Origin of the sequence: Paenibacillus sp. TC-CSREp1 (assembly GCF_050171015.1) — a bacterium.
GTDB classification, from domain to species: Bacteria; Bacillota; Bacilli; order Paenibacillales; family Paenibacillaceae; genus Paenibacillus; species Paenibacillus silvae.
Genome location: NZ_JBNOKM010000014.1, coordinates 58,943 through 84,783 on the forward strand (window position 1 = coordinate 58,943; position 25,841 = coordinate 84,783).

Consider the following 25,841-nt stretch of genomic DNA (forward strand, 5'->3'; position numbering starts at 1 on the left):
AGTGGCGGATCAAGCAGGATATAGGGGTGAATTCAGCCGATGCAGGGAAAGATTTTGGTAGTGGACGACGAGCAGCCCATCGCAGACATTCTGAAGTTTAATCTGGAAAAAGAGGGTTACGAGGTTATCTGCGCATTTGATGGTATTCGTGCGGTAGAACTGGCGTTATCCGAAAAACCCGATCTGATGCTTCTGGATCTGATGCTTCCGGGCAAGGACGGGATGGATGTGTGCCGCGAGGTACGGGCTCATCTGGAGATGCCGATTATTATGCTGACAGCCAAAGACGGGGAGATCGACAAAGTGCTCGGTCTGGAACTGGGGGCAGATGATTATGTCACCAAACCTTTTAGTACTAGGGAGCTGCTTGCAAGGGTTAAGGCCCAGATGCGCAGACAGCAGAAGCCAACAGCGATTGTAGAAACGCCGGAGGAATCAGGGAAACAGGTGCTGCGGCTGTTTGATCTGGCGTTTGATATGGATATGTACACGGCGTACAAGGGCGGCGAGCCGCTTGATCTGACGCATCGGGAGTATGAGCTGTTATATTATATGGCCAAGCATTCCGGCAAGGTGATGACACGGGAGCATCTGCTGCAGGCTGTATGGGGATACGAATATTTTGGTGACGTACGTACGGTGGATGTGACCATCCGCAGGCTGCGGGAGAAGATTGAAGAAAATCCAAGCAAGCCGGAAACGATTCTGACTCGCCGGGGGCTTGGTTATCTCGTGCGCAGTGCCAAAAGCGTGGGGATATAATGGGCCGATTCGCGCGATTTTCGTTCTTTCGAACGATTCAGGCGAAACTGATTATTATCTATGTGCTGCTGATTCTGATTGCGATGCAATTGATCGGCGTTTATTTTGTCAGTGCGATGAAGAACTCGCTCACCAGCAACTTTACGGAGGATTTGCAAGCCCGGGCGGAGATGCTGTCCGTTCTGGTAGGTGAGACGATGGCTGGTGGAGAAGCGGAGGCTGGCGAGGACAAAACGGAGAATCTGCGGGTGCTGGTGAACAACCTGTTCAACATTAACGGTGCGGAGATTCAGGTGCTGGATGCCAGTGGCAAGGTGCTTACCACCTCGCTAAGTTCACATTCCGACTATATCGGGCGCAAAAACACCCAGACCGTTGTCAGCCGTGCGCTGCAGGGCATTCGGGACAATGAGGAATATATCGTAGATGAGGATAATGTTCGCAAAAAGGTTGTGGCCAAACCGGTATTATCCGGCGGCAAAATCATTGGAGCGGTCTACATCGCCGCTTCGATGAACGAGCTGTACGCGACGATGGAGGGCATCAACAAAATTTTCATCTCCGGCATTCTGATTGCTCTGGTATTAACCGCGGTGCTGGGGGTCATTCTGTCTCATACAATTACGCAGCCGATCAAGGAAGTAACGAGGCGGGCAACGGCTGTGGCTGAGGGGAATTTTGATCAACAGACACCGGTATTTGGCACAGACGAGATTGGTCAGCTTAGCCGTGCGTTCAATTATATGACAAGCAGACTGCGGGACGCACTCTCTCAGAACGAAGAGGAGAAGGAAAAGCTGACCTCCATTCTGACCAACATGAGTGATGGGGTTGTTGCGACCGATGAGTTTGGCAAAGTGATTCTGGTGAATCGCCGCGCCAGCAGCATTCTTGGCATGCGCCCATCCGACATTGAAGGCAGGCATTTCGCCGTTCTGCTCGGCATTGATCCAGAGGACGCGGAAGCTCTGGCGAGCGGTTTTACCGGTTCTACGCTGCTCCAGATTGCTCCGGCAGGTCAGGAGGAGCCGGTGGTGATTCGCATGACGTTTACTCCCGTTCATCGGCGTGAGCTTGGAATTACGGGTACCATTGCGGTGCTGCAGGATGTAACGGAGCAGGAGGAGCTCGAGGCGTCGCGGCGTGAATTCGTGGCCAATGTATCACATGAGCTGCGTACACCGCTGACTACGATTAAAAGTTATGCTGAAGCACTGGATGATGGGGCCTTGGAAGATCCGCAGCTTGCCGGACGTTTTGTCGGCGTCATTCAGAATGAGACGGAACGGATGATTCGTCTAGTAACGGACCTGCTGCACTTGTCCAGGCTGGATTCGAAGGAAGCACTGCTGCGCAAGCAGCCGATTGATATTTTGGAGATGCTGGAGGAAGTGACCGATCGTTTCTCCTTCCAGATGCATCAGAAGGATATTCAGTCTGTGCTGTCTGTGGAACATGATATTCCGCCCGTACCGCTGGACCGTGATCAGATTGATCAGGTACTGGATAATGTCGTATCCAATGCGCTGAAATATACGCTCGAGGGCGGTACGATTACGATTGCTGCCCGGCGCAGTGATGAACATACGCTGGCTATCTCCGTATCCGATACGGGCATGGGTATTCCACAGCGGGATCTGGATCGCATATTCGAGCGCTTCTATCGTGTAGATAAAGCACGTTCTCGCAGCATGGGCGGCACAGGGCTCGGACTGTCCATTGCCCGGGAAATTGTAAAGGCCCATGACGGCAGCATCTCACTGGAGTCTGAGGTGGATGTTGGCACAACGGTAACTTTTACACTGCCAATGCGTGATAAAGGGGGTGAGCACCTTGAAGGAACGGATTAAATCTTTGGTGCTCGCTGCTCTGGTTGCAGCCAGTCTGGTGCAAAGCTACTTCCTGATCTATCGTTTGCCCGGAGGCGGCGATTCGATCGTGACCTCGGAAACAAATTATGTGAAGACGGAAAATATGGGCCAGGAGCGCAGCATTGAGGAATTAATTTTCCCAGATCAGATGATTATTCATATGGGTCAGGACAAACATACCGTGTTTTACCCCGGTAACACGTTCTATCAGCTCATCTATTCCAGGTTAAAAGGCCGGACGTTTGAGGATTTTCAGCGCCGCAATGTGCAGTCGGTCCATTGGGATCAGATTCGCAAGGAAAGCCCGGGGTTTGAGTTATCTTTCAAAGAGGGCATGCCGGTTGCTTTGCTGCAGCGGGTGATGCGTCTGGGTACGGATACTCTTTTTCAGGGAGAGACGATCAATCGTATTGCTATATATACAACCCCGAATGATACGAAGGCACATGCGTTGTTCTTCAGTGCCAAGGGCGATGTGGTCTATGAGGCTACACAGGCGGATTTGACGGTGCAGGATGTGCAGCAGCACGTTGATTTTGGCACGAGCTGGACACCGTACACGTTGATGGAAGGCGGGTATTATATTCCCGCACAGGCACTGGATGCGATTGAGGCCGATGTGCCGACAGGCCAGTTCACGGTAGAGCAGATGCAGCGCAGTTTGTTCTTTGATCCAAGCATGACCCGGAATATTCGGGAAAAGGACGGCTCAGAGATTTATACCGACAGCAAACGCAGTCTGCAAGTGAAACAGTTTCAGCGCTGGATCAGCTATACGGACCCGGCGGCACCGCCTGCGGGACAGAGTGATGCGTCCAAGGATGCGCTGTCGGCGGTCGATTTTGTAAACCAGCATGGCGGCTGGAAAGGGCGTTCCCGCATGATGCTGAGGTCAACGGACAATAAAACGCAGCTGCAGTTCCAGCAGTATTATGGCAGTTTTCCAATCATGGATTCCATGCAGTTTCGCTTCGGCACGATCAATATGGAAATGCAGCAGGAGACGGTGTCGAGTTATGAGCGATCTTTGGAATATTTGAACGAGGGTGCGGAAACGAAGAAGTCGATCAAGCTGCCTGGCGGGGACAAGCTCAAAAATTTGATCCGAAAGGTAGCTGGCGAAAATCGCAAAGTTGTGGACGTGTACCCGGCCTATCGCACATCGGCAATGGAGGACGGCCTGCGGCTGATCCCGGTCTGGGTGATCCGGTTCGGAAACGGCGAGGAAACAACGGTATCTTAGCTGTTATTCAGGAGCATGACATGAAGAGTAGATGAGGCTGCTTTTGATGGGGTAGGCTGTTGGAGTAATCTAGGGTATTCGTCCGCGCTGGGCTGAATTCTAACGAATCACAGAGACGCTAAATGCCCCATTTTCGAGAGTTGGGCAATCTAACGATTCCTGGTGACGCTATTTCGGTAGAAATGGGCTGAAAACGGTGAAAACATGTGAGGAATCGCGAAATAAGGCTTCTCTGAATCGTTAAAATTAAACCGAGCGAAAAATGGGGCAAATAAGGCTCCTACGAATCGTTAGCCTGAAGTGCAGCGTCGTATGCGTTGGTGAAACAGCGGTCAAACGGAAGAGGAGGTGAAGGTTCTGGATTGGGGACGCGCGAAAAATGTATTAATCTATGCTTTTCTGCTGCTGAATCTGGTGCTGGGGTATCAGATCTGGATGGATGCGCGAGAGACGGCAGGGGCCAATCTGGACTTCACCTCACTCGCGGATAATACGCAGCGGGCTATGGAAGAGAAGGGCATCCAGGTGCTTGCGCCAATTCCAAACGAGACACCGAAGCTGCCGAAGCTGTCCTATGAGTTTATCGAAGAGGACAAGTCGGGTATTGAAGTAGAGCTGGAGCAGCCTGTGGACAGCAAGCTGATTTTCTCGCCAAGCGAGCTGGCGGATGCGCTGCAGGCGGAGATTCCGCAAATCGGCACGTACCGGCTGGACCAGCTGATGGCGGAGGATGGGGCATTTGTGCTCCACCCGCTGGTGGACGGCAAGTGGCCGCTCTTTAACGTGAGTCTGGAGCTGTTCTACAGCGATCAGAAAATCACGGGATATCATCAGACTCCTGTGCGGATTACGACCGCCGAGGAGAGTGATCAGCAGGTGCTTCCGGCGTCAAAGGCGCTGGGAACGCTGATCGAAAACTTTTTGCCAAACGATGCAATTGTGAAAGATATACAGCTGGGCTACTACGGCCAGTTGTTCAACTCAGATATACAGGTAGCGATGCCGGCGTGGCGGTTCGTGCTGGAAAGTGGCGAAGTGTTGTACGTGCAGGGCATCAGCGGGGATGTATTCAGTCCCAAGTCAGACAAACCAGGGGAGTAATGCGTTATGGGGATATATTTTACGGTGTTATCCAGCGGTTCGACAGGTAATGCCACGGTCATTCAGCATGGGGGCACCTCACTCATGATTGATGCGGGTCTCAGCGCGAAGCGGCTGGAGGCACTGTTTCTGGAACGGGAGATTTCGGGGACGGAACTGGACGGAATTCTGGTAACACATGAACATTCGGATCATATTAAAGGACTAGGCGCGATATCTCGGAAATATAATTTACCGATCTATGCAAACACGAATACGTGGGCGGCATTGGAAAAGTCAGTCGGAGCCATTCCCGAGGAGAACCGGCGGATATTTGAAACGGGTGAAAAGCATGATTTTGGCTCGCTGCGCGTGGAATCCTTCGGCATTTCGCATGACGCGGCTGAACCGGTAGGTTACACGTTCGATGATGGAAGCGAGAAGCTGTCCGTGGCGACAGACCTCGGTTATATGAGTGACAAGGTTCGCGATGCGATCTCCGACTCGGATGTGCTCGTGCTGGAGGCGAATCATGATGTCGAATTGCTGCGCATGGGACGGTATCCGTGGAACACCAAGCGCCGGATTCTGAGTGACATCGGGCATTTGTCGAATGAAGCCGCAGGTGCGGCGCTTAGTGAACTGATGAACGGACGCATCAAGCGCACGTATCTGGCACATCTCAGCCGGGATCACAATATGATGGACTTGGCAAAAATGTCGGTGCGTGATGCGATGGAAAGCCGGGGCTGTTTTTATCGGGATCATGAGTTCAAGCTCTGTGATACGTATTATGATCGTCCTACACCATGGGATAGGGTGGGTGAGCCATAAAGCTGTCCAGTTCGGCGGCTTTGCGCTCTACTTCCTCACGGGTCAGGATGTCCTTATCTATAAGCAATTCAATGATGGTGCTGAGCGCCAGTGTGTTACGATAATGCTCTTCTTTGAGATCGGCCAGCTTGGCCGCCATATGCACTTCGTCCATAGCGGTGAGTGTTCGCGTGCGTTCCATTGTGGAATCCTCCTTCGTTCTATGAAGCTCTGAATTGTTCTTTTACTATTATTGTAGTCAGGCTTGGTGGAAAACATTCCTCTTTTTGCCGCTAACATTCTCCGGGCAGGGTGTGTATGCTAAAACAGTAATGTTCGGACGGTTGTTCTGATAATGAACGGAAATGAAAAATATGAACGGCAAATGAAAAAGTTTGATCATTTAGCAAAAAGCACGCTTAGGGAACCCGGTTTTGTGGTGATAAATACTATGGACCTTTATTGTTAAGTGAGTTATTGGCGAGAATTTACGTTTATTTACGTAATTATGCAACTTTTCGGGATTTAAAGTGTTTAGTATAATAAGGAGCATTGTGATTTTGGCTGTTTTGCGTATGAAATGGAATCTCGAATCTCGCAGCATGCGAGAGCATGATTGATAGAGCATACAGAATGGAATGTCATTCTGTTGTATATAAACGCTCGTGCCCGGCATGATTCCGGGATGAGGCGAAGTACAGGACCATTTTGTGAAAATGCAAAAAAAGCATGGGGAACAGGGGGAGTCTTCTCTTTTTTCATGTAATAACTGGGCGGCAGTCAGGGTCTTGATGCGTGACAACGAAGGGGAGAGGATCACGATGGGATTGTTTGGAGATGATTTTTATTCAACCAAGGTATCAAGACGCGCCGAACCTGAACAGAAAGGCAAACTTCAGATTATCCGTCCGGGAGGCGGACGACGCACTCGTGATCGCTGGAGCAATCCGCGCAGGTCACGCTCGGAATTCAGTTCAACCGTCAAGGTAGCGGTCATCAGTTCGGTGATCAGCTCCATCGTGACGGTTACGTTGTTCAGCTTCATTAGCCAGCCCTCGGCACAGCTGCCTTTAGCCAATGCTGCCGGTCAAGGCGCTGGGGTGGCACAGACAACACAAGCGGCTGATCCTTACGACCGCATTATCACGGCTGCGGCAGAGGTGCGTCCTTCGGTGGTCAGCATCGTGAATCATAAAACAGGCAGCAGCCTGTCCATGGAGGATTCCGCGCTGGGCTCCGGGGTTATTTTCAAAAAAGAAGACGGCAAAGCCTACATTATGACCAATCACCATGTTGTGGAGGGCGCCAGTGATCTGGAGATCGTGACTGTAGACGGGGAAACACATAAAGCCAAACTGGTGGGCAAGGACCGGGTGAGCGATATTGCGGTATTGTCAACAGAGGATAAAGGGCTGGGTGCAGCGGCGAAAATCGGTGATTCCAGCAAGCTGCAGCGTGGACAGACGGTGCTGGCTATCGGTAATCCGCTGGGTCTTGGCGGTACGCTGACCTCCGGAATCGTGAGTTATACGGATCGTATTCTGCCCGTATCGATCAACCAGGACGGTGTGTACGACTGGGAGCAAAATGTTATTCAGACGGATGCGGCGATTAACGAAGGCAACAGCGGCGGAGCTTTGGTTGATCTGGACGGGAAAGTCGTAGGCATCAATACGATGAAAATCTCGGATACAGGCGTTGAGGGTCTGGGCTTTGCGATTCCGATGAATGAAGTGATGAAAACGGTGGATTCACTGCTTCTGAACGGCAAAGTGTCCCGTCCTTATCTGGGGGTATACACCGTTGATCTGAGCAATCCATATGCTCCACTGGATGATGAACAGCGTAAAGACCTGAAGCTGCCATCGCACGTGGACAGTGGTGTAGTTGTGCTGGAGGCTTCCGGCCCGGCTTCCGAGGCTGGTTTGAAGCTGAATGATGTGATTACGGAATTTGACGGGCAAAAAATTACCTCTACGCTTGATCTGCGAAAATTCCTGTACGATAAGAAAAAGATCGGTGATACGTTAGAGGTCTCGTTCTATCGGGACGGTAAAGCAGAGAAGGTATCGGTGAAGCTGACGGATAAGCCGGAGTAAGGCTTTAAGGCGGTTATGACGGTGATTCTCACATTGCATTGTGGAATGGGCTGTTGGCTTGGCTGAAGCGATGCAGTAGTTAAAGGCAATACTGGAAACAGGTACTCATAGAGAGAGTGATCAGAACTTCTGACCACTCTTTTTATATTGATACTGCACAGGGAGGGGCACGAGGGCGAACGGGTATATTTATAGAAACGAGTCTTTGTTCGGCACGGGGTGCATACCAGTGTTAATATGTAAAATTGGTTGAATGCTTGGGTGCTTCTAATCAGGAAGTCCCGGAGCCAAAGGCGGAGATACAATTGTTAGCCTGTATGGTAAACTATTGTCAATGTGTTTACATAGATCGTTGATGCAAATAACAGCTGTATAACGTGAGAACCGGCTGGCTAATCTGAAAATGGAGGGATTCAAGATGAATCTGTTGAAGAAAAAGGTACTTGGCGGAACCAGTTTGGCCTTATCCATGCTGATCCTGTCCGCATGTGGATCGGAAGGTACTCCGGCCTCACCTGTAGATACGAGTGCGCTGCAGGACAAAATCGCGGGGCTGGAGAAAAAGCTCACCGAACAGGGCATTAAAAGTGATGAACAGGCCCAGAAAATTGCTGCGTTGGAGAAAAAGCTGACAGAACTTGATGCAGCTGGGGCAGCTGTTGGACAAGGTGCGAAGGGTCAGACACCGGCCAGCGCAGGCAATAACGGGTCCGCCGGAAAAGGGGACGGGGTGCTGATTACGTTTGCCCAGTATGAGAAGCTGGAGGTTGGCATGTCCGTGGAAGAGGTCATCGACATTCTTGGCGGCGAAGGTGAAGCGCTAAGTGAAGCGGAGAACATGGTCGTGTATAACTATAAAGGCACAGCCGGCAACGGCGGTAACGCAGTGATTGCTTTTCAAAGCGGGAAACTGCTTACGAAGGCACAGTCGGGCTTGGAGTAGGGTGGAGAAAGAGTTAAGATAGGGCATTCCTGCAGGGGTACTGGAGTTGAGGTATCGTTGAGGGAATGCTTTTTTATCTTACGGGAAAGATTGTTGTGCTAGAGCTGGAAGAGCCTTGTCAGTTCAAGAATGGCAAGTTTTTGCGCAGATAAGCGATGTAGGGGTTTCTTTTCCGCGGCAGGTGTGATAGAACTGAGAAGTGGCTATCCTGTAGGATAAGCGGTTGTGAATCGGGAACATAGCTGGTGACAGAAAGGATGCTTGACGGATGTACGTTGTATGCAAAGAACACGTGGACATTGCCATCGACATGTTTGTAGATGAATATGAGGACGCTCCGGATATCGTGGATCTGAAGGAGACGGAATTTGCCGATTGGGACCCGCCTGCCAAATGCGCCGAGTGCGATCAGCATGCGGAGTTCCTGGTCGTTTAGCGTACTGTAGAGCAGGCCGCCGGGGAGTGCTATCTGATGTTGCTATAAGATGTTGTTGTGCATGGTGTAGCAGCTGTAGTGCTTCTGGCGTTAGACTTGGTTCGATCCGGTATGAACATCACAGCAAGGTGCAGAGAGAGCGTGTTGAGCGCTCTTTTTGCATTTTGTGGGGAGTGAGCGGCTGTGGCAGAGGGAGTATGTGTATGCTGGCGAGTGAATGAGCTGGAGCATGGGTTAGCGAAGAGAGCATGCTGGGGTGAGGAAGTGCGAGTTGACGCTTAAGGTGCAGGTGTAGGTGTAGGTGAGATATGGATGCAGGAGTTGGCGTGTGCAGATGGGGCATAAGTGTAAGTGGCTTGGGAAGATTCGCTGTGTCCGTGAGCGGCGTGGATTGTAACGATTCTGAGAAGCCTTATTTGGGTGAAATGAGTGTGTTTGAAAATCTAACGAATCGTAGAGACGTTATTTTGAAGAATTCGCCTGAAATGGACTAGAAAAAACTGTATTTCGGTGAAATAGCGTCAGCTGAGATCGTTAGATTTTAAATGTGGGTGATTTGGGCTGAATAGGGTTTGTGGGAATCGTTAGAATCTGGAGAGCTGGGGCTGGAGCAACAACTTGGCTGGGCTGCTTGGGAGAGCGGTTGATGATGGATAGGGGAGTAGGAAGTATCGCGGTAAAGAGAGTAGCTAATGAAGGTGCTTAGAGTTGAAGAAACCGGGCTGCTCGTTGCTAGTAAGTATGGGAGATGCTCCAGGGGCTGCGAAAGAAGATACGCTAATGAATGCAAAGTTGTGGTTGAGCAATCTTGTCATGAAGTGAAGTAATGTGTGATGGAAGAAAATGGGCACAGAATAGGTGATTCTCATGAACTCTACATATCGTACGAGGAATAAGAAGCATGCTGTGGAGATAATCTGGAGCAGCTTTTGTATAGGCTGACCATTTTATCATGGAACATGGCAACGCGTGCTAGGAAATGAATGATGCAATTGAAGCATCTGGTGTATAGACAGCTTGTGTGCTAGAACGACGACTCAGGAGGAATGATCATATGTTGATTCAAATTATAGGCGTAGGCAAATTGAAGGAAAAATATTTAACGCTGGGCATTCAGGAATATGCCAAGCGTCTCGCCCCGTACATCAAGTTTCAGATGATCGAGGTCGCAGACGAGAAAGCGCCCGATACCCTGAGCGAAGCTGAGGTACGGGCGGTAAAAGAGCGCGAGGGCCAACGCATTCTCGCGCATGTGAAGAGCGAGGCGCACGTCGTCGCGCTCGCACTGGATGGCCAGCTCTGGAGTTCCGAGGAGCTGGCTATGGAGATCGACAAGCTCGGCACGTATGGGACGAGCCATGTCGTGTTTGTCATCGGAGGGAGCCATGGGCTCTCCGATGAGGTGCTGCGCCGCGCGAAGCAGCGCTTGAGCTTCGGGCGCATGACCCTGCCGCATCAGCTCATGCGGCTGGTGCTGGTGGAGCAGATTTATCGCGCAGTGAAGATCAATCGCGGTGAACCGTACCACAAGTAGGGCGAAAAATTGGGATGAAGAAAAATAAGGAGGGCTCCCAGACACTTTTCAACTTAAGTTTAAGTGCCTCAAGTACTGATAGGTGAGAAAATCCCTTTTTATGTCACTGAAAGTAGGTCTTACAAATGTATGCTAATGATTTTAATGGAGAAATTGTAATAAATACAGAATCGCAGGTAGTTGAGTTTATTCGAAATCGTCCAGCATTTAATGCCAATCAGTTTATTTTTACCTTTGAAGAAAGTGGTGTCCCTCAATTATGTGCTTTTGTTCGGGATGATTATTGTGTGTTGTATTTTTTAGATTCTGAACAAAAGGGATCTTTTGCTTCTTACGGTGATGACAATATTAGGGACGAAACGGTTACCTTTTACGAGAATGTTCATGGCGCAGAAGTAGTTTTAGCAAGTACAATGGTTATTACAGTTAAACAAATGACTGATGCGTGCACAGAATTTTTCAAGACGAAAACTCGTCCAACATGTATTAAATGGATGGAATTGTAGTTTATTAGTATATCGTTTTGAAGTTGCAGGATGGGAGGGCGGTTCCATGTAGTCCTTATCATGTCCGTTCATGGCGATTCGTTGCTTGGGCATTAGGAAAGGGTCTTTGAGTTGGACGTAAAATGGCTCGGCCAACTCGACGATGGACTTTCTGCGCTCACTCGGCATGACGCTCAGGATCACGACGTTCGGCTCTCCCAATGGGCGACCTAATAATCTCAAATATTAATGTCCCTAGCGAATCAACCGAGAATCCGATTGTATTCATATCCGATTTGCATTTTGATTACACGAAAAGAAAATTCAAGGCAAAAGCAGCATTGCAAATGAAAAGTGATCTCATTACCTTTATAAAGGAGAGTGATCAACGTTCCCATTGCGATTGTAGCACTGATTTTGACCTTGGTGTATGTTCCTAAACATGCGGGCAATAAGGAAAAGAAGCCGGGGCCATCCAAGTTATGATTGGAATGGTAGTGCTTATATATGCCTTTAAAGAGTTTGCTCGGCGCGAAGGAATTCCGACATTTCATCTATCAGCGCCGTTATCAGGATCATGGCACTGATCATTTTTATTCGTCGTCAACTCAGAAGTACCATCCCGCTAATTGACCTGTTGCTCTTCAAAATATCTCCATTTACCACCGGGTTTATTACGGCTCTAGTCGGTCTGTTCGGACAGTTGGGCGTTCAGTATATAGTAACTTAACGACTTCAATTGGTTGAAAGTCTAAGTCCGTTGCAAGCGGGGCTCATTAGGCTCAGCATACCTGTCGCGGCTCTTATAGCGGACTCAGTGGTTGGGAAAATGTTATATCGCTAGATGCCGGTCGTACTGCTTTTGATGTCCTTTTTCGCTATCCTTGTGGGAGTAGCTTTAATTTTTGGAGTCGCTTCGTTGGTCATCGGTGTGGTAGGAGCCCGTTCAAAACAAAAAAGTTCGGAGGGGAGAATCTAAAACTGGCAATGGTAATTTCCTAATCTCATCGGACGATCTCCTTGGCGGTTGCTCAATTCAGTACGCTAACTTTAGTTGAACAAGCGCCATCAAAGAAAGGGCCATCCCGCAAGGGATGATCCTAATATTTGCCGTTACAGACAGCGCGGAGAACCATACCACAAGTAGGGCGAAATCTGATCTTTCGAGTTATTGTGTAATCATACAGCAACATCTTGTTAAAAATTTACTACTTATGGAAATCGAATTTCTGATAAAATCAAGTGTATAAGTATGTGATCAAAATTTATTGTGAGAGGGGTGATTAGATGGCAACAGCAGATCAAATAAAGATGTTAATTGAAGCTCATGTATTGAAGAATGACGATAGATTTAAAACCTTGGTACTTCAATTAGCGGCATATGAAGCAAAATTAGGTCACACTTCATTTGCTAGAGAAATAAGAAATATATTAAATAAAAGCCCAAACGAAGATGTTAAAATTATACATTTTAATAAAGAAATTAGTGAATTAATCGGAATAACTTATAGTGACCAGAGGATCACTGAGTTAGTTGTTGCAAATGAAGTGAAAGAACGAATTGAGCGCATTTTGAAAGAATACCAGATGCGAGAAAAATTGCGAAAATTCCATTTGGATAATAGAAGAAAAATCCTCTTAGAAGGTCCACCCGGTACTGGAAAGACAATGACAGCATCCGTAGTTTCATTTGAATTAGGTTTACCGCTGTGTACCATAAAGATGGATAAGTTAATGACTAAATTCATGGGAGAAACAGGAACTAAATTAAGAGGGATTTTTGATGCTATTCAAGAAAAACCAGCTGTATACTTTTTTGACGAATTCGATGCAATTGGAACAGATAGAAATAAAGATAACGATGTTGGAGAAATTAGAAGAGTTCTCAATTTATTTCTACAGTTTATTGAGCAGGATGACTCAGAAAGTATTATTATTGCAGCAACTAACAATTCTAAGCAACTAGATCCTGCGCTCTTTCGAAGGTTTGATGATGTTATTCACTATTTGTTACCAGATGAAATGCAAATTCCAAGCTTAATTATTAATAGACTTGGGCAATTTTCATCTGATGAGATACTAAATTGTATGGATGATATTATAAAGGTAGCTACATCGTTAAGTCATGCTGAGTTAGCAAAAGCATGTGATGACGCGATTAAGGCTACAATTATGAATGATCAGAAAACAGTGCACGGTAAAGTACTCTTACAAATGATTAAAGAAAAGATCGGAGCATATTTATAGGAGGGGACTAATTGAATAACAAGTCGTTTGGACATTTTTATATTGATACTGTTGAATCACATAAGTACAAAGGTAGAGGTCAAGGTGGGGCAAACTATCCAATAAGAAACAGAATAACACACAGCGAAAAGTTATTAAAACAGTTTGATAATATTTGGGATGATACATCTGGAATAAGTAAAACAGCAGTATCAGCTGTAACAAAAGATGGAGTATATGTTGAGTTCCATAATTCGGCAGGATATGATCTAAAAGTTGAGAGTTTGGAAAGTAGAAAAGATGGTATAAGATTGCTAAATATCCGTGAGAAAAAAGTAGATAATAAAGTGGAGAAGTTTGCCACTGTATACATTCCCAAAGATAAGCGTCATGTGTTTATAAAGAAAATAGAATCATATATGAATGAAAACACACCCAATGGTAAACCCAAAAACGCACCATTAATAGATGGGATAGAAGATATTACTCATGCAATACTTGAGTCTTTTTGGTCTATTAATGAACAAAAGTGGATACCCAATAAAGATAAGGCATGGTGTGAAATCTGGCTTAGCAGTGAGAGCGAAGAAGTATACGAAAACTTTATATTTATCACAAAGTCTATCCTCGGATATGATATAAAGGACAATTCAATTATTTTTCCAGAACGAAGAGTTGTTTTAGTTAATACCAACCGCGAGGGTTTACAAAACTTATTATCTCATTGTAATGATATAGCTGAAATGAGAAGAGCTCCAGAAGCTATATCGTTCTTTGTAGACATTGAGAACAGTGAGCAAATAGATTGGGCTACAAACTTACTAGATAGATTGGAAGTTTCAACTGAAACAAATGTCTATGTAAGCATCCTTGATACAGGAGTTAACAATGGACATATACTTCTAAATCCAATATTAAGTGATGAAGATTGCAAATCATTTAATCCAAGTTGGACAGCTTCTGATTTAGGAGGTCATGGTACTAAAATGAGTGGAGTGATTGCGTATGGCGATTTAAAGGAAGCTTTAATTGGTATGGATAAAATAGAAATAAATCATAGGCTTGAATCACTAAAAATCATCCCAGATAAGGGTAATAACCCCCCTGAACTATATGGAGATATTACTGGGCAAATTATAAGTAATGCAATAATTGATAATCCAGACAGACAAAGAATAATTTGTATGGCTGTCACAGCTCCTAACTACCAATCAGATGATGGGCGTCCTTCATCATGGTCTGCATCAATTGATGAGCTCACATCAGGATATATTGATGATATTAGGAAGCTATTTATTGTTTCTGCTGGTAATAATGAAATTAGTAATAAGGGTGATTATCCTGATAGCAATTACACAAGTATAGTCCAAAATCCAGGACAATCATGGAATGCTCTGACAGTTGGAGCATATACCGATCTACATAGACATTATGATACTTATTCGCCGTTAGCACCTAAAGGTGGTTTGTCTCCATATAGCACAACCTCCTATGTGTGGGATAAAGGCAAATGGCCAGTTAAACCGGATGTTGTATTAGAAGGTGGAAATATGGTTGTCGATAATTTCGGAACATGGTCAGACGAAAATCATTCAGTTCTTACAACTTCTCATAGACTTCAAAGTGAGCAATTTTCTATATTTAATGCTACAAGTGCAGCTACTGCCAAAGCTGCTTGGATTGCTGCACTTATTCAAGGGAAATATCCACAGGCATGGCCAGAAACAGTTAGAGGAATCATAGTTCATTCAGCAGATTGGACAGATGGATTAAAAAAGCAATTCCTCTCTGGTTCTGATAAAAAACATTATCATGATTTGATTAGAATGTGTGGATATGGAGTTCCAAATTTAGATACTGCACTAAATTGCCTTAAAAACAATGTAAGTATGGTTATGCAGTCTACAATTAAACCATTTAATAAAAGCAAGAGCACAGTCTCCTTAAACGAGATGCATTTGTACGAGTTGCCTTGGCCTAGAGAAGTTTTATTGGGTCTTGGTGAACTTAACGTTAAGTTAAGAGTAACACTCTCCTACTTTATTGAACCTAGTCCTGGAGAAGTAGGTTGGAAGAGTAGATATTCATATTCTTCTTATGGATTACGATTTGATATAAATGGTTCAGCTACAAAAGAGCAATTCATTAAACGTATTAATCAGGCAGCTCGGGAAGAGGATGAAGGGAAGGTTCCATCAAGCAGTATCAATTGGACAGTTGGACCGAATGCTAGAAATAAAGGTTCCATTCATAGTGATATTTGGGAAACTACTGCTTCAGAGCTCGCAACAAGTAATATAATTGGTGTATACCCAATAAGCGGGTGGTGGTCTAAACGACCGTGGCTAAATCGTTGGAGTAGAGAAATAAGATATTCACTAATGGTATCACTTTCCACACCAGTATCGAATGTTGACTTATATACACCAATTGAAAATATAATTACCAATCAAATTACCAATCAAGTTTAAATAAATGATTCAGATTTGTTTTTTCGTTTCAAATTGGGGTTTCGATGCTGAACCCTTATTTTCGTAGCTGACGGGATAGAACCACATCATAAATAGCGGCATTTTGTTGGTAGGGAACTGCGTAAAGGCATGAAAAGGATTAGCATGGAGTGGGTTCACCCCAAGTCAATTTATATGAAAATGACTGCTACAGACGCGATATGCTGTGATTTGAGGGCATGGGGCTGTCTGTAACTTATTTCGATTTGGTATCAGATGACGATGTTGTATGGAGCATTGAACTTTTGCTTGGAAAAAGCAAAAGCCCCTATCACCTTTTGTGTGGAAGGGGCGTAGGTTAAGATTTATGATGAAGTATCGCAAGCTTACTTGCGGAGCGGTTGGAAGGCAAGAAGTGAGTAAGGCATTTAACAAAGGAGCGAATCTCCGGTTATTGGAGAGTCGCTCCTTTGTACTTCGGTCTATGGCGGCTTGATTCAGCAGATTACGGGAAAGCGAAAGCCATCCGATCGCTAGAATTATTTCTGGTAATTTTCAGACAAGAACTGAAGCGCGGCAGTAATCCGGTTTCGAGATCCTTTTTTTGAGTGTTTCTACAGCTGATGCTACTTTATACGCAGCTTTACCTTCAGGGCCTTATGGTCAGATAGCTCCAATTGGGCAACGGCCTGGTAGGACTGAATTTCCACGTGCTTGTTGTATAAGAAATGGTCGATACGCCAGCCGAAATACCCCTTGGTTTCCCAGGTGGTAGGGAACAGCTGTTTTGAATATTTGACAGCATCCTCTAATTGGTCTCTTAACGGATCAAGGCTGCCCATCAACAGCGTCGTGTTGAAGTCACCAGTAACGATCAGTGGTTCGTCCCCTGCTTGCCTGATAAAGTCTTCGATTTCATCTAACCCCTCGTTCCGGGAATGGTGTCGTAAGTTGACGAAGTTCCAGAATTCTCGTGAGAGAATGCTGTGTCCCAGATCAACCTGGGGCTCCAGATGAACGCTCACCACATGAAAAGGTTTGTTATCAATCAAGAAGGTCAGCCATAGCACCTGCTTGGTCGGGGATAATGTTTGCTGAGTCACTGGATATTTGCTAACAATGGCGAATTGATCCTCCGTTACCACGTGATAATCGGGAAATTGTGCCTGAAGCTCCTGATGTTTATCAATTAAATAAGGTTTCCAAACGGGCTTTTCCTGTAAATATTCGTATTCTTCAAGAATATAAATGTCCTGGTTACTCTCCTGTAAAAAACGATACATCTGACCTGGCGGCTCGGATTGATCCCAGAATTCAGTATTCCAATTCATAACTTGAATTGAAGCTTGGTCTGATCCAAGGGCTGTGTCGGATAACCTCAAGGCATGGAAGTTAATGTCCGCCCGGGGGATTAGCAAGAGCATAACAATCAGGGAACAGCCGATTATGATTAACTTTCGCTTAGCCTTTATGGCTAGCAGTGCAATACAGCAGGGAAGCAGTAATATAGAAAAAGGTGGAACGCTAGCAGCTACATTCCACCACGGGAGCTGCCCCGCTATAAACCTATCGCAGATAAGTACAACGAGAATGGAGCCAAAAGCTACAATATGTTTCCATCGAAACTCAGAAAAAATACTTCGCATATTTAATGGCACCCTGTTTCCACAGTGTATTGTTGCCAAGCCCCGTGGCTGCATCCGGGTTTTTCTTCCGATCCTCCAAATACCAGTAATAATTCCGTATGAGGGAGTCTTTGTTAGAGAATTTCGGTTGATACCCTAACTGGTTGATGGCTTTATCTATAGAAACGTAATAGGGCTTGTTCAGTTTCTTATACAGCCGCTTGTAAAATGGGGACACTTTAAGTTTTTCCAGAATGGATAGGGCAATGGTCATAGGGAGTGCGGGGAGGCAAATAATACGTTTGCCATAGCCAGCTTCCGTTAATACAGACTGGTAGTCCTCTCTAATAGAGGAGAACTCCGCAGCTCCAATATTGAAGAGGTCATTAACTTTGTCCCTATCGCCAGACATAGCCATGTATATGGCCTGGCAGAGGTCTTCAACATCCAATAATTGATAACGGTTCTTTCCATTCCCAAGCATAGGAAAGTTTCTTCCTTCACTGGCCCACTCATACAGAATGGCGAAGGTTCCCAGACGATGAGGACCCAAAAATGATCTGGGACGCAGGATCGGGACGCATTTACCCTGGTCGCGCCAGCTTGCGCAATGCTGCTCTGCAATGATTTTACCTTTATTGTAGGGGTCATAAGGGCTCACCTTATCTGTCTCCAGAATTGGTGATTTGTCAGCCACTCCATAGACAGAAGTAGAAGAGATATAGACAAATCGTTGTACATTGCCTACTTCGAAAGAATTTTCTAATAGATTATCTGTACCGTTAATAATAATGTCCAATATTTCCTCATCCTCGAAGCTGGGGGAGGCTGAAGCGCAATGAAGCACTATATCTATATCCTTGATGATCTCTCGTACCTTGTTTTTATCACGGATGTCTCCGGTGATCGTTGTAAAAGCCGCAACATGCTCAGCAGGGTGCTGAATATCAAATAGAACCAGTTCATAATCATCGCTGTAATGCTTGTGAAGATAGTCTACCAAATTGATTCCCAGTACACCGCTGTTTCCCGTAATTAACACTTTTTGTTTCATAGGATCACTCTCCATACTTGTATTTAAGCCGGAATTTTCTGCTCGTAAAAAATTCCAGAAAGCCCCTCACGAAACCCCAGAAGCATACACTTGTAATGATCCAATGGGTACCTATAAAGAAAAGAGTGAAGAAGAAACCTTTTTCCTTCAGCACGAAAGTATATTGTCCAAAATCAGAAACAATAAATAATAGCAGACAACCAAGGAATAGTAAGAAAAATAATGGACTGAAGAAGGAGAAGGGCAATAGTACATTGCTCATTCCCACAAATAACATCCCGATTCCTCTCAGCGGCGTTTCAAAACCTTTGGTAAACTTCTTCCGGTGGAAGTAAAAAGGAACACGCTGTCTTGCTCGTTCATGCATTTTTCTGGCCAACTGGCGCAACTCATGTTCATCATCGTGGTTGCCCATCACTTTGCGAGTCAGCAGCAGCTTATAGTTCAGGTTCAAACGGTGCCCGAATTCGATATCTTCGGAATTGTTCAGGTTCTCATAGAATCCGCCCAGCTCATTAAAGACAGATTTCTTCACGGCTCCCAGCGAGAAAAAACCAGCGGTCACATAACCTTCTGAGCTGATTCTCCAGTAATATCCTTGAAGCGTTCGGTATTCCTCTACCAGACTGTCGTTGAAAAGTGCCTCTTTGGCGTAAATACCGCAAACAGAACCGAGCGAGGGATCTTTTTGGAATTCCAGAACGGTATTCTCAATGGCATCGGGAAATAGGGCTACATCACTGTCCAGAAAAAAAACAATTTCGCCCAGCGCATTGGCTACTCCGGTGTTCCTGGCTGCGGAAACCCCATTATTCTTCGTTTGAATGATGCGGCACGGATAGGCGGAGGCAATTTCCACCGAGTTGTCAGTACTGCCATCATCAACAAAAATGATTTCAATCGATTTATAGGATTGGTTCATTAGTGAATCAAGACATTTGGGCAGCGTTTTGGAATAGTTGTAGTTAGGGATTACCACGGAAACTAAAGGTAAGGTATCCAAGTAAGATCATCCTTTCACATGTTCGTTGGCCGGTTTACTTCTTACAACTTGCCTGTGGATGCTTAAACCTAATAGCTTCTGTTTAATATAAAAGATCAACAATATCCAAAAGGGCAGGCAGTATTTGTATTTATTCAGCATATATCTTAAATTCACTAAGGATTGCCTAGTCCTTTCTGCAACATTGAAGTTGCTATCGTGAAGTAGATGATAACTGACGATCCTGGTATCCTTTTTAAAGACGAGCCCTTCTCGGGATAAGCGAATGCCTAAATCCAGATCCTCATGGCCCCATCCCTTAAAATTTTCATCAAAGAGCCCAGCGTCTTGCAGTGCTTGTCTGGGAACGGAAACATTGCCGGTAAAGAAGGTCAGCCAGTTGAGTTTACCTGCTGGTTTAATGGGCAACTGCTTCTCTAGCCCCTGTTCCACTACCTTGGACTGTAAAAAGGATAGCTTGTCAGCAGCGGTTCCGGTATCAAACAACTGTGCGATTTCCTCTTCAGTGACAAGTGAATCTTTGCGTTCACCTAATACAATACAAGGAATGTTATGCCCATCTATATGCCTTTGCACAAAATCAGGGCCAGGAACTCGATCATCATCGAGGAAGATGACCAGTTCTCCTGTGGCTTTCTCAATTCCAAGATTCCTGGCTACAGCTCTTCCTACATTTTGTTCACATATTAGGTAAGTGGGGATATACGAGAATTGAATTCGTTGAAACTCAGCAATCATATCCGGGTGGCACCCATCAAATACGATAATAACTTCCACCTCGTTATCAATCTGACCCTCTAACCCCTGCAAGGTTAACCTTAGCCGGGTTAGCTTGTCCTTGGTAGGAATAATGATGCTTGCTTTCATAGGCCGCCATCCTCCTTCATCTGAAATGATGAGCCTGAGGTCAGGATTCCACCACTGCAACTGATTTGATTTTTCGGTTTAAATACTGGGTTTTGATAACAAAAGTGAAAGTTCCGATTAATACCAACTGAATAACCAGAGTCGCGAGCATGGTTCCAAGTATTCCATAGAACTGGGTGAGGAGTACAGAGATGAGGATTAGAACCGGTAGGGGAATACCTAGCGTGATCAGACACAATAAGGCTCCTCTTTTACCTTCCACCGAAAATACGGAATGGAATATCCAATAAATAAAATGGAAGCCAGTACTGATTGAAACAATGGCTACATATAGCCAATTCAGCGGATAGTCTTTACCATACAAGAGAATTAGAGTGATACATAAGAGAGCATTTCCAACGATAGCTAAAGGTAGCAGCCAGGTAAGCATACTGAGAATGCGAGTATACACCTTGCTTTTCTCCAATAGGGCAATTGCGGGTAGAAATACAATGGCAAATACCTCATGGAACAGTAGATTAAAAAAGTTTCTCACATTCACTTGATATACGGAGTACATACCCACGTCATAGCTGGAGCAAAAGTAGTTTACGATAAATAAATCACTGGAAAACAGTATTGTGGAAAAAGACACGCTGACCATCGTGATCCCGCCGTAACGATAGAGGTGTTTGGCAGTTTTCAGGGAAAAGGATAACTTGAAATCCCGAGAAAAGATCCAGGCGATAAGAGTGAATATGATGAAATTCACGATAAGAGCAAGGATGAAAAAATTAAAACTATCTGATCTAAAATAACTTGCTACTACGATCACAAAAAACACGGATGTCCCAATCAATTTGCCGATGCTGAGCAGAAAAAATTTGTTTTTTGCCCGCAGAATGGATTCGGAAATGGTGGCAAAGTTAATGACCACAGCTAAAGCGATGCTAAGAACCCATTGCGTCTCGGAAATATGAGCAATAATAGAAAAGGCTTCACTGAGTTTTAAAAAGACGACAACAAACAAGCCCGCCAGAACCCCGTTACAAATAACAGCTGATCCGATAATTTGTCGTTCCTGTTCTTTATCGCTTTCTGGAAGGTACTTAATAATTGAAATATGAATTCCGAACACCATAGGGATAATTAGAAAGTAAGCAATACTCTGGATCATGGAAATATCTCCAAGAGCAACGACACCCAGTTTTCTGGCGGCCATGACTAAACCAACTACATTTAATACAGCGGATAACATTCTAAAAATAAATACAATCCCCAAGTTGCCCAGGAAATTTCTTATATTGCGGTTGTTCAAAATATCCGAGGACTTTTCACGAATACGTTTTCGAAAAGTTGGGTTTTTATTCATTTTAATTTATCCTATCCACACTCAATTTGGCCTAACGTTTAAATGAATAGATTGCTTTGCAAAGAGATGTAGACAATGACCCACAGCAGTACGGCAAAACGAATAGGTCTGTCTCTGAGAACAATCATCTCAGGGCGTTCTCCGAGATCTGTTTTACTCAACAAATACTGATATCGAAATATGCCGTATACAGCGATGGGGAGCGTTGCGATCATGTATCTAGAGTTGGCTTCAAAAATAGAAAAACAAGCGTAGGCTACGACTGTACATGAGGTTAGCATGGGGAGCATCTCGTTAATCAGACCAATGGAATATTCGCTAAGAATTTTGCGTGTATTTTGTGTCTGACCTGATAAGGTAAGGATTTCCTTCTTTCGCTTGTTAAACCCTAGAAATAAAGTGAGAAACGCTACGCTTAATAAAAACCAGATAGGGATTTCGTCGCCAGTGGTCAAACAACCAGATAAAGATCTAAGCACGAATCCTATGGAGATGATCAGCACATCAATAATGACAAACTCTTTCAGCTTAAATGAATAACTAACATTGAGAATGAAATAGATCAGGATAATAGCTCCGAAGGTACTGTTTACAAGGAAAGAGAGAACTAAAACGCAGGGACATAATAAAATTAAAATCGTTAGGGCATGAGAGACTTTTATATCACCTGAGGCTAAAGGACGGAATTTCTTAACCGGGTGTCGTCGATCTTTCTCGATGTCTACCATATCATTCAGAATATAAACAGAACTGGAGATGCCGCAAAATAGCAAGAATTGTACCAGCGTCAATTGGATCATTTGGATGGATATATGGTTGAAAGATAACAGTAAACCTGAGAAAACAAATGCATTCTTAGTCCAATGGTGGACTCTCAATAAACGTAAAAGAGGCTTTATCCTCTTGGACTTCTGCAAAGGAGCACTAGCTGATCCCAGTATGGGAACGGAGTGGATTATTTTTTCCCTATTCATAGGGGACACCTCTCACAATTCAAATTTAATCAGCTAATATTTTAATAGGTTGCTTCATTTAACCTTTTAATCTGCTCCTGAGTAAGCGTTACATCAAGTGCCTGCAGGTTCTCCTGAAGCTGTTCCGTTGAGCTTGCTGCAATTACTGGCAGGGTAACCGGGGAGTTATTCAGCATCCAAGCGAGGACAACCTGATTATGCGTTGCACCCGTTTCTTTGGAGATTTCTTGTAAAACGGCAATTCTTGCCTCAGCATCTGGGCCAGTATATTGCACAGGAATCGGACGATCCTGGCGGCTGTACGCACCACTCAACAGAGGCGAATAGGCAAGTAAAGCGATTTCCTCATGGGTCTCAATATATTTGAGCATTTCCTCCGAAACGCTAATCTGTACATCGAAGTCTGCGCCTGGTCTAGGGCGCAAATAGCTATATCTCTGCTGAATACATTGATAGGGAGCAAAACCGTGGGATTGACTAATACTTCTTGCTTCTTCAAGCCGCCAGGTGTAATGGTTACTGCATCCGATCGCCCTTACTTTGCCGGATTGTACTAATTGATTGAAGGCCTCGAGCGTTTCTTCCAGAGGGACATCCATATCGTCAATATGGGCGTAATACAAATCAATATAATCGGTTTGCAGCCGCTTGAGACTTTCATCGACCGCTTTATGAATGGCCTTTTTGGATAACCCTTCTTTAGCAGGAAAACCGCCACCGGGAATGGTTGGGTTCGCTCCAACTTTGGTTGCCAGAAAGATGCGATTCCGGTTATTTTTCTCCTTCATCCATTCTCCCAGCAAGGTCTCGCTTTGCCCGCCTACTCCGGCTCCATTCCAAAAGGCATAGTTGTTGGAAGTATCCAGAAAGTTACCTCCTGCCTCCACATATTGATCCAGTAGTTGATACGATAAGCTTTTGTCGGTTTTCGTACCGAAGTTCAGACAACCAAGACATAGAGCGCTCACCTGCGGTCCTGATTTTCCTAAAGTAAGTTGTCTCATTTTTCTCCAATCTCCTTCCTGTGTAATTTCTCTCTTTACTACAATTCTAGCAGCTTGAAATTAACTTATAATAGTACTAAAGTTAAAAATTTCAATAACTGCTTGGGAATCAGTTTATAGGAGTTGTATACAACAGTCAAGATTTTTCTTGCATAATATAGTTTTATATGACTAAATATTACAAAAATAAAACTTAACCATGGAAAAGAAGAATAAAGTGCAAGAAGGTACAAAATTAATATGAATTAATATAAGGTAATAATCCGTTTCGGTAGATGCCAAAACTTCTTGAGTATATCAATTTCGCTTCTATATATAATGGAAGATTTTAAAAGTGTAAAGCGATTATGTAATTATTATACTATTGAGATAGTTAGAGATTATATTTACTTAATATTTCTATAATATAAAGGGATAATAAGACGCATCCTGAATTTTCCTATTCTGCTTTTGAGGTATTTAAGTATGATACTTCGACACCCTAAATCATGAACTTCTCCTGAACATACTACGCAGTGGAAGAAGCCGAGAGCGAAGGTAGAGACCTGCGAAAACTGGGCATGCCCGCGTGGTTAGCGTACCAATGGGAGAATACAAGACAGGGCTTTTGGCGAATCGCTTGAAGTGCAGTGTTGAATCGCTTGTAACAAAAAAAGGCTCGCACAGGCAGGGTATTATGATTTCCCTGCACAATACGAGCACTTACGTCAAAGCACTAAATCGGTTGAACCGCCACCGTATCCCGAAAGGTACGTACGGTGGTATGGGAGGTCGGCTGTCCAACCGATGGGCAGTCTCCTACTCGATTTTCGCCGTTATGATCACTAAGGTGAACGTACCATAAATGACGGCGAAAAATAGCCTTGATGGGGTACTCTGTTACTATCGGGGCCGTAAAATCAACCGTCCGACGGAGCATACTTACCTACGTCTGGCTCAAATGTCGCTCCACTCGCCAGGTCCAGCTCTACGTGGGTGGTTCCGCGTTCGTCGGTCAGCACGATCATTCGCGACCCGACGACGGGAACGCGGTCTGCGCTGGTGCGCATGTATGCTGAGACGACACGAGGAGCACCGTCAACGATATAATTTACCTCAACCGTGAACATCGGGAAATTAAAGAGCCAAGTGTTAGTAAAATTTACGGCGGTCAACGTCCCGGTGCATGACGAACCCTCCACGCGGAGTCGCTCGATGTCCGCCTGACGCCGCCGGGCGTGGGTGATAGAGGCGGGCAACCGCAGGAAAGCGATGGCGGCCCAGAGAGCGAAGGCAGCTCCGACGACGGCGCCGACTTCTTTCGGGATTGACGGTGACGTCGCTATTGCCTCGAGATCGAAGGGGCGCGATGGATTGCTTGTTAGTGTCCAGAACAGGAGGGTTCCCGCGATTACGGTGAGTCCTCCTGTAACTCCTAGCGTCCCGAACAGACCAGCTATCCTGGTCTGCCCAAACTGCTCGACCGCACTTGAGTACAATCCGCTTGTCACACTGATCGAGATGAAGAGCAGCACCACGGCGACGCTAACAGTGACTGGATGACCGAGGAATATGCTGATCGCCGGTGTCGGTGCTAGGCCGAGCAGGGCTCCGAACGGCACGGAGCCTGTTAGTGCCCACAGTACAGCCGATGCGAGCAACCACGGCAGCAGTGGAGCCACTCGTCCTATGCGTCGTCCCGGCTGAAGCGTAGTCATCCGTCCGTTCCTATCCGTGGTGGAGAACAATGGCAGCATCACAATGTGCTCTTGCTGCCCGTGCTTTTGCTGACCCACCGCAGCATCCCTCATAGACATCGCCCTCCACAGGAAGATACTTGTACCTTGAACGGCGGAAGGGGATTCCCCGCGACGCGACCAGGACGATCAACTATAAAATGGAGGAGTTTCTTCCTTCTTTCTTCCTCATTATTGAACGTTTTTTTGTAAGTGTTATGATATTCTAGGTATCGTAATAGAAAGTTCAACTTCCTGTTATCTTTTTCCTTAGCCATACATAACTTCACCCCCAGTACTTCATAT

The 25,841-nt window shown here is 45.4% G+C and carries 21 protein-coding genes; 12 read left to right on the plus strand and 9 right to left on the minus strand.

Features of this window, described 5'->3' with window-relative positions:
* Window positions 1-39 precede the first annotated feature (39 nt).
* From yycF to ACQSGY_RS21250, 5 genes are all read left to right on the plus strand, one after another.
* On the plus strand, window positions 40-762 hold the full coding sequence (yycF, locus tag ACQSGY_RS21230) for a response regulator YycF (protein ID WP_248063869.1): 723 nt from the start codon (window positions 40-42) through the stop codon (window positions 760-762).
* Window positions 762-2,612 (plus strand): cell wall metabolism sensor histidine kinase WalK, encoded by a 1,851-nt coding sequence (walK, locus tag ACQSGY_RS21235; protein WP_427180499.1) that lies wholly within the window; start codon window positions 762-764, stop codon window positions 2,610-2,612. Before yycF ends, walK begins: the two co-directional genes overlap by 1 nt.
* A complete protein-coding gene (locus ACQSGY_RS21240) occupies window positions 2,587-3,876 on the plus strand; it encodes a YycH family regulatory protein (RefSeq protein WP_427180500.1) in 1,290 nt (429 codons plus the stop codon). The genes walK and ACQSGY_RS21240 overlap by 26 nt, the downstream gene beginning before the upstream one ends.
* A gap of 357 nt (window positions 3,877-4,233) precedes the next feature.
* Window positions 4,234-4,977 carry a two-component system regulatory protein YycI gene (gene yycI / locus ACQSGY_RS21245; RefSeq protein WP_145405233.1) on the plus strand — a complete coding sequence of 248 codons (744 nt, stop codon included), beginning with the start codon at window positions 4,234-4,236 and terminating at the stop codon, window positions 4,975-4,977.
* Between the two features lie 6 nt (window positions 4,978-4,983).
* A complete protein-coding gene (locus ACQSGY_RS21250; protein ID WP_111269826.1) occupies window positions 4,984-5,790 on the plus strand; it encodes an MBL fold metallo-hydrolase in 807 nt (268 codons plus the stop codon).
* On the opposite strand, the gene ACQSGY_RS21255 is transcribed toward ACQSGY_RS21250, so the two are convergent.
* Window positions 5,759-5,971, minus strand: coding sequence for a hypothetical protein (locus ACQSGY_RS21255; RefSeq protein ID WP_427180502.1), 213 nt, complete (start codon window positions 5,969-5,971; stop codon window positions 5,759-5,761). The two genes, ACQSGY_RS21250 and ACQSGY_RS21255, sit on opposite strands and share 32 nt — an antisense overlap.
* A 619-nt stretch (window positions 5,972-6,590) precedes the next feature.
* On the opposite strand from ACQSGY_RS21255, the gene ACQSGY_RS21260 reads away from it, so the two are divergent.
* From ACQSGY_RS21260 to ACQSGY_RS21290, 7 genes are all read left to right on the plus strand, one after another.
* Window positions 6,591-7,868, plus strand: a complete 1,278-nt coding sequence (locus ACQSGY_RS21260; protein ID WP_427180679.1) for a S1C family serine protease — start codon at window positions 6,591-6,593, stop codon at window positions 7,866-7,868.
* A 418-nt stretch (window positions 7,869-8,286) separates the two neighbouring features.
* Window positions 8,287-8,811, plus strand: a complete 525-nt coding sequence (locus ACQSGY_RS21265; RefSeq protein WP_427180503.1) for a hypothetical protein — start codon at window positions 8,287-8,289, stop codon at window positions 8,809-8,811.
* Between the two features lie 268 nt (window positions 8,812-9,079).
* Complete coding sequence (locus ACQSGY_RS21270) at window positions 9,080-9,247, plus strand: CxxH/CxxC protein (RefSeq protein WP_090923561.1); 168 nt, start codon at window positions 9,080-9,082, stop codon at window positions 9,245-9,247.
* A gap of 1,054 nt (window positions 9,248-10,301) precedes the next feature.
* A complete protein-coding gene (gene rlmH, locus ACQSGY_RS21275) occupies window positions 10,302-10,781 on the plus strand; it encodes a 23S rRNA (pseudouridine(1915)-N(3))-methyltransferase RlmH (RefSeq protein WP_427180505.1) in 480 nt (159 codons plus the stop codon).
* A gap of 125 nt (window positions 10,782-10,906) precedes the next feature.
* Window positions 10,907-11,287 (plus strand): Imm1 family immunity protein, encoded by a 381-nt coding sequence (locus ACQSGY_RS21280; protein WP_427180507.1) that lies wholly within the window; start codon window positions 10,907-10,909, stop codon window positions 11,285-11,287.
* A gap of 1,266 nt (window positions 11,288-12,553) precedes the next feature.
* Entirely contained in the window at window positions 12,554-13,513 is a 960-nt protein-coding gene (locus tag ACQSGY_RS21285) for an AAA family ATPase (RefSeq protein WP_427180509.1), read from the plus strand.
* 11 nt (window positions 13,514-13,524) lie between these two features.
* Entirely contained in the window at window positions 13,525-15,963 is a 2,439-nt protein-coding gene (locus tag ACQSGY_RS21290) for a S8 family peptidase (protein ID WP_427180511.1), read from the plus strand.
* Window positions 15,964-16,568: 605 nt separating this feature from the next.
* Here the strand turns inward: ACQSGY_RS21290 and ACQSGY_RS21295 are convergent.
* From ACQSGY_RS21295 to ACQSGY_RS21330, 8 genes are all read right to left on the minus strand, one after another.
* Window positions 16,569-17,588, minus strand: a complete 1,020-nt coding sequence (locus tag ACQSGY_RS21295; protein WP_427180513.1) for an endonuclease/exonuclease/phosphatase family protein — start codon at window positions 17,586-17,588, stop codon at window positions 16,569-16,571.
* Complete coding sequence (locus tag ACQSGY_RS21300) at window positions 17,569-18,621, minus strand: NAD-dependent epimerase/dehydratase family protein (protein ID WP_111269821.1); 1,053 nt, start codon at window positions 18,619-18,621, stop codon at window positions 17,569-17,571. The genes ACQSGY_RS21295 and ACQSGY_RS21300 overlap by 20 nt, the downstream gene beginning before the upstream one ends.
* 4 nt (window positions 18,622-18,625) lie before the next feature.
* On the minus strand, window positions 18,626-19,624 hold the full coding sequence (locus ACQSGY_RS21305) for a glycosyltransferase family 2 protein (protein WP_426333808.1): 999 nt from the start codon (window positions 19,622-19,624) through the stop codon (window positions 18,626-18,628).
* Between the two features lie 6 nt (window positions 19,625-19,630).
* Window positions 19,631-20,491 carry a glycosyltransferase family 2 protein gene (locus tag ACQSGY_RS21310; protein ID WP_427180515.1) on the minus strand — a complete coding sequence of 287 codons (861 nt, stop codon included), beginning with the start codon at window positions 20,489-20,491 and terminating at the stop codon, window positions 19,631-19,633.
* A gap of 40 nt (window positions 20,492-20,531) precedes the next feature.
* On the minus strand, window positions 20,532-21,842 hold the full coding sequence (locus ACQSGY_RS21315; RefSeq protein ID WP_427180516.1) for an oligosaccharide flippase family protein: 1,311 nt from the start codon (window positions 21,840-21,842) through the stop codon (window positions 20,532-20,534).
* 38 nt (window positions 21,843-21,880) lie between these two features.
* Window positions 21,881-22,816, minus strand: coding sequence for a decaprenyl-phosphate phosphoribosyltransferase (locus tag ACQSGY_RS21320; protein WP_427180518.1), 936 nt, complete (start codon window positions 22,814-22,816; stop codon window positions 21,881-21,883).
* A gap of 41 nt (window positions 22,817-22,857) precedes the next feature.
* A complete protein-coding gene (locus ACQSGY_RS21325) occupies window positions 22,858-23,820 on the minus strand; it encodes an aldo/keto reductase (protein ID WP_427180519.1) in 963 nt (320 codons plus the stop codon).
* 899 nt (window positions 23,821-24,719) lie between these two features.
* Window positions 24,720-25,610 (minus strand): hypothetical protein, encoded by an 891-nt coding sequence (locus ACQSGY_RS21330; RefSeq protein ID WP_427180521.1) that lies wholly within the window; start codon window positions 25,608-25,610, stop codon window positions 24,720-24,722.
* Between the last annotated feature and the right edge of the window lie 231 nt (window positions 25,611-25,841).

Excerpts from the sequence above, each read along its gene's own strand:
- ACQSGY_RS21310 (WP_427180515.1), bottom strand. The coding sequence starts at position 20,491 with ATGAAAGCAAGCATCATTATTCCTACCAAGGACAAGCTAACCCGGCTA.
- ACQSGY_RS21315 (WP_427180516.1), bottom strand. The coding sequence starts at position 21,842 with ATGAATAAAAACCCAACTTTTCGAAAACGTATTCGTGAAAAGTCCTCG.
- ACQSGY_RS21300 (WP_111269821.1), bottom strand. The coding sequence starts at position 18,621 with ATGAAACAAAAAGTGTTAATTACGGGAAACAGCGGTGTACTGGGAATC.
- ACQSGY_RS21255 (WP_427180502.1), bottom strand. The coding sequence starts at position 5,971 with ATGGAACGCACGCGAACACTCACCGCTATGGACGAAGTGCATATGGCG.
- ACQSGY_RS21265 (WP_427180503.1), top strand. The coding sequence starts at position 8,287 with ATGAATCTGTTGAAGAAAAAGGTACTTGGCGGAACCAGTTTGGCCTTA.
- ACQSGY_RS21325 (WP_427180519.1), bottom strand. The coding sequence starts at position 23,820 with ATGAGACAACTTACTTTAGGAAAATCAGGACCGCAGGTGAGCGCTCTA.
- ACQSGY_RS21250 (WP_111269826.1), top strand. The coding sequence starts at position 4,984 with ATGGGGATATATTTTACGGTGTTATCCAGCGGTTCGACAGGTAATGCC.
- walK (WP_427180499.1), top strand. The coding sequence starts at position 762 with ATGGGCCGATTCGCGCGATTTTCGTTCTTTCGAACGATTCAGGCGAAA.
- ACQSGY_RS21330 (WP_427180521.1), bottom strand. The coding sequence starts at position 25,610 with ATGAGGGATGCTGCGGTGGGTCAGCAAAAGCACGGGCAGCAAGAGCAC.
- ACQSGY_RS21295 (WP_427180513.1), bottom strand. The coding sequence starts at position 17,588 with ATGCGAAGTATTTTTTCTGAGTTTCGATGGAAACATATTGTAGCTTTT.
- rlmH (WP_427180505.1), top strand. The coding sequence starts at position 10,302 with ATGTTGATTCAAATTATAGGCGTAGGCAAATTGAAGGAAAAATATTTA.
- ACQSGY_RS21280 (WP_427180507.1), top strand. The coding sequence starts at position 10,907 with ATGTATGCTAATGATTTTAATGGAGAAATTGTAATAAATACAGAATCG.
- ACQSGY_RS21285 (WP_427180509.1), top strand. The coding sequence starts at position 12,554 with ATGGCAACAGCAGATCAAATAAAGATGTTAATTGAAGCTCATGTATTG.
- ACQSGY_RS21270 (WP_090923561.1), top strand. The coding sequence starts at position 9,080 with ATGTACGTTGTATGCAAAGAACACGTGGACATTGCCATCGACATGTTT.
- ACQSGY_RS21260 (WP_427180679.1), top strand. The coding sequence starts at position 6,591 with ATGGGATTGTTTGGAGATGATTTTTATTCAACCAAGGTATCAAGACGC.
- yycF (WP_248063869.1), top strand. The coding sequence starts at position 40 with ATGCAGGGAAAGATTTTGGTAGTGGACGACGAGCAGCCCATCGCAGAC.
- ACQSGY_RS21320 (WP_427180518.1), bottom strand. The coding sequence starts at position 22,816 with ATGAATAGGGAAAAAATAATCCACTCCGTTCCCATACTGGGATCAGCT.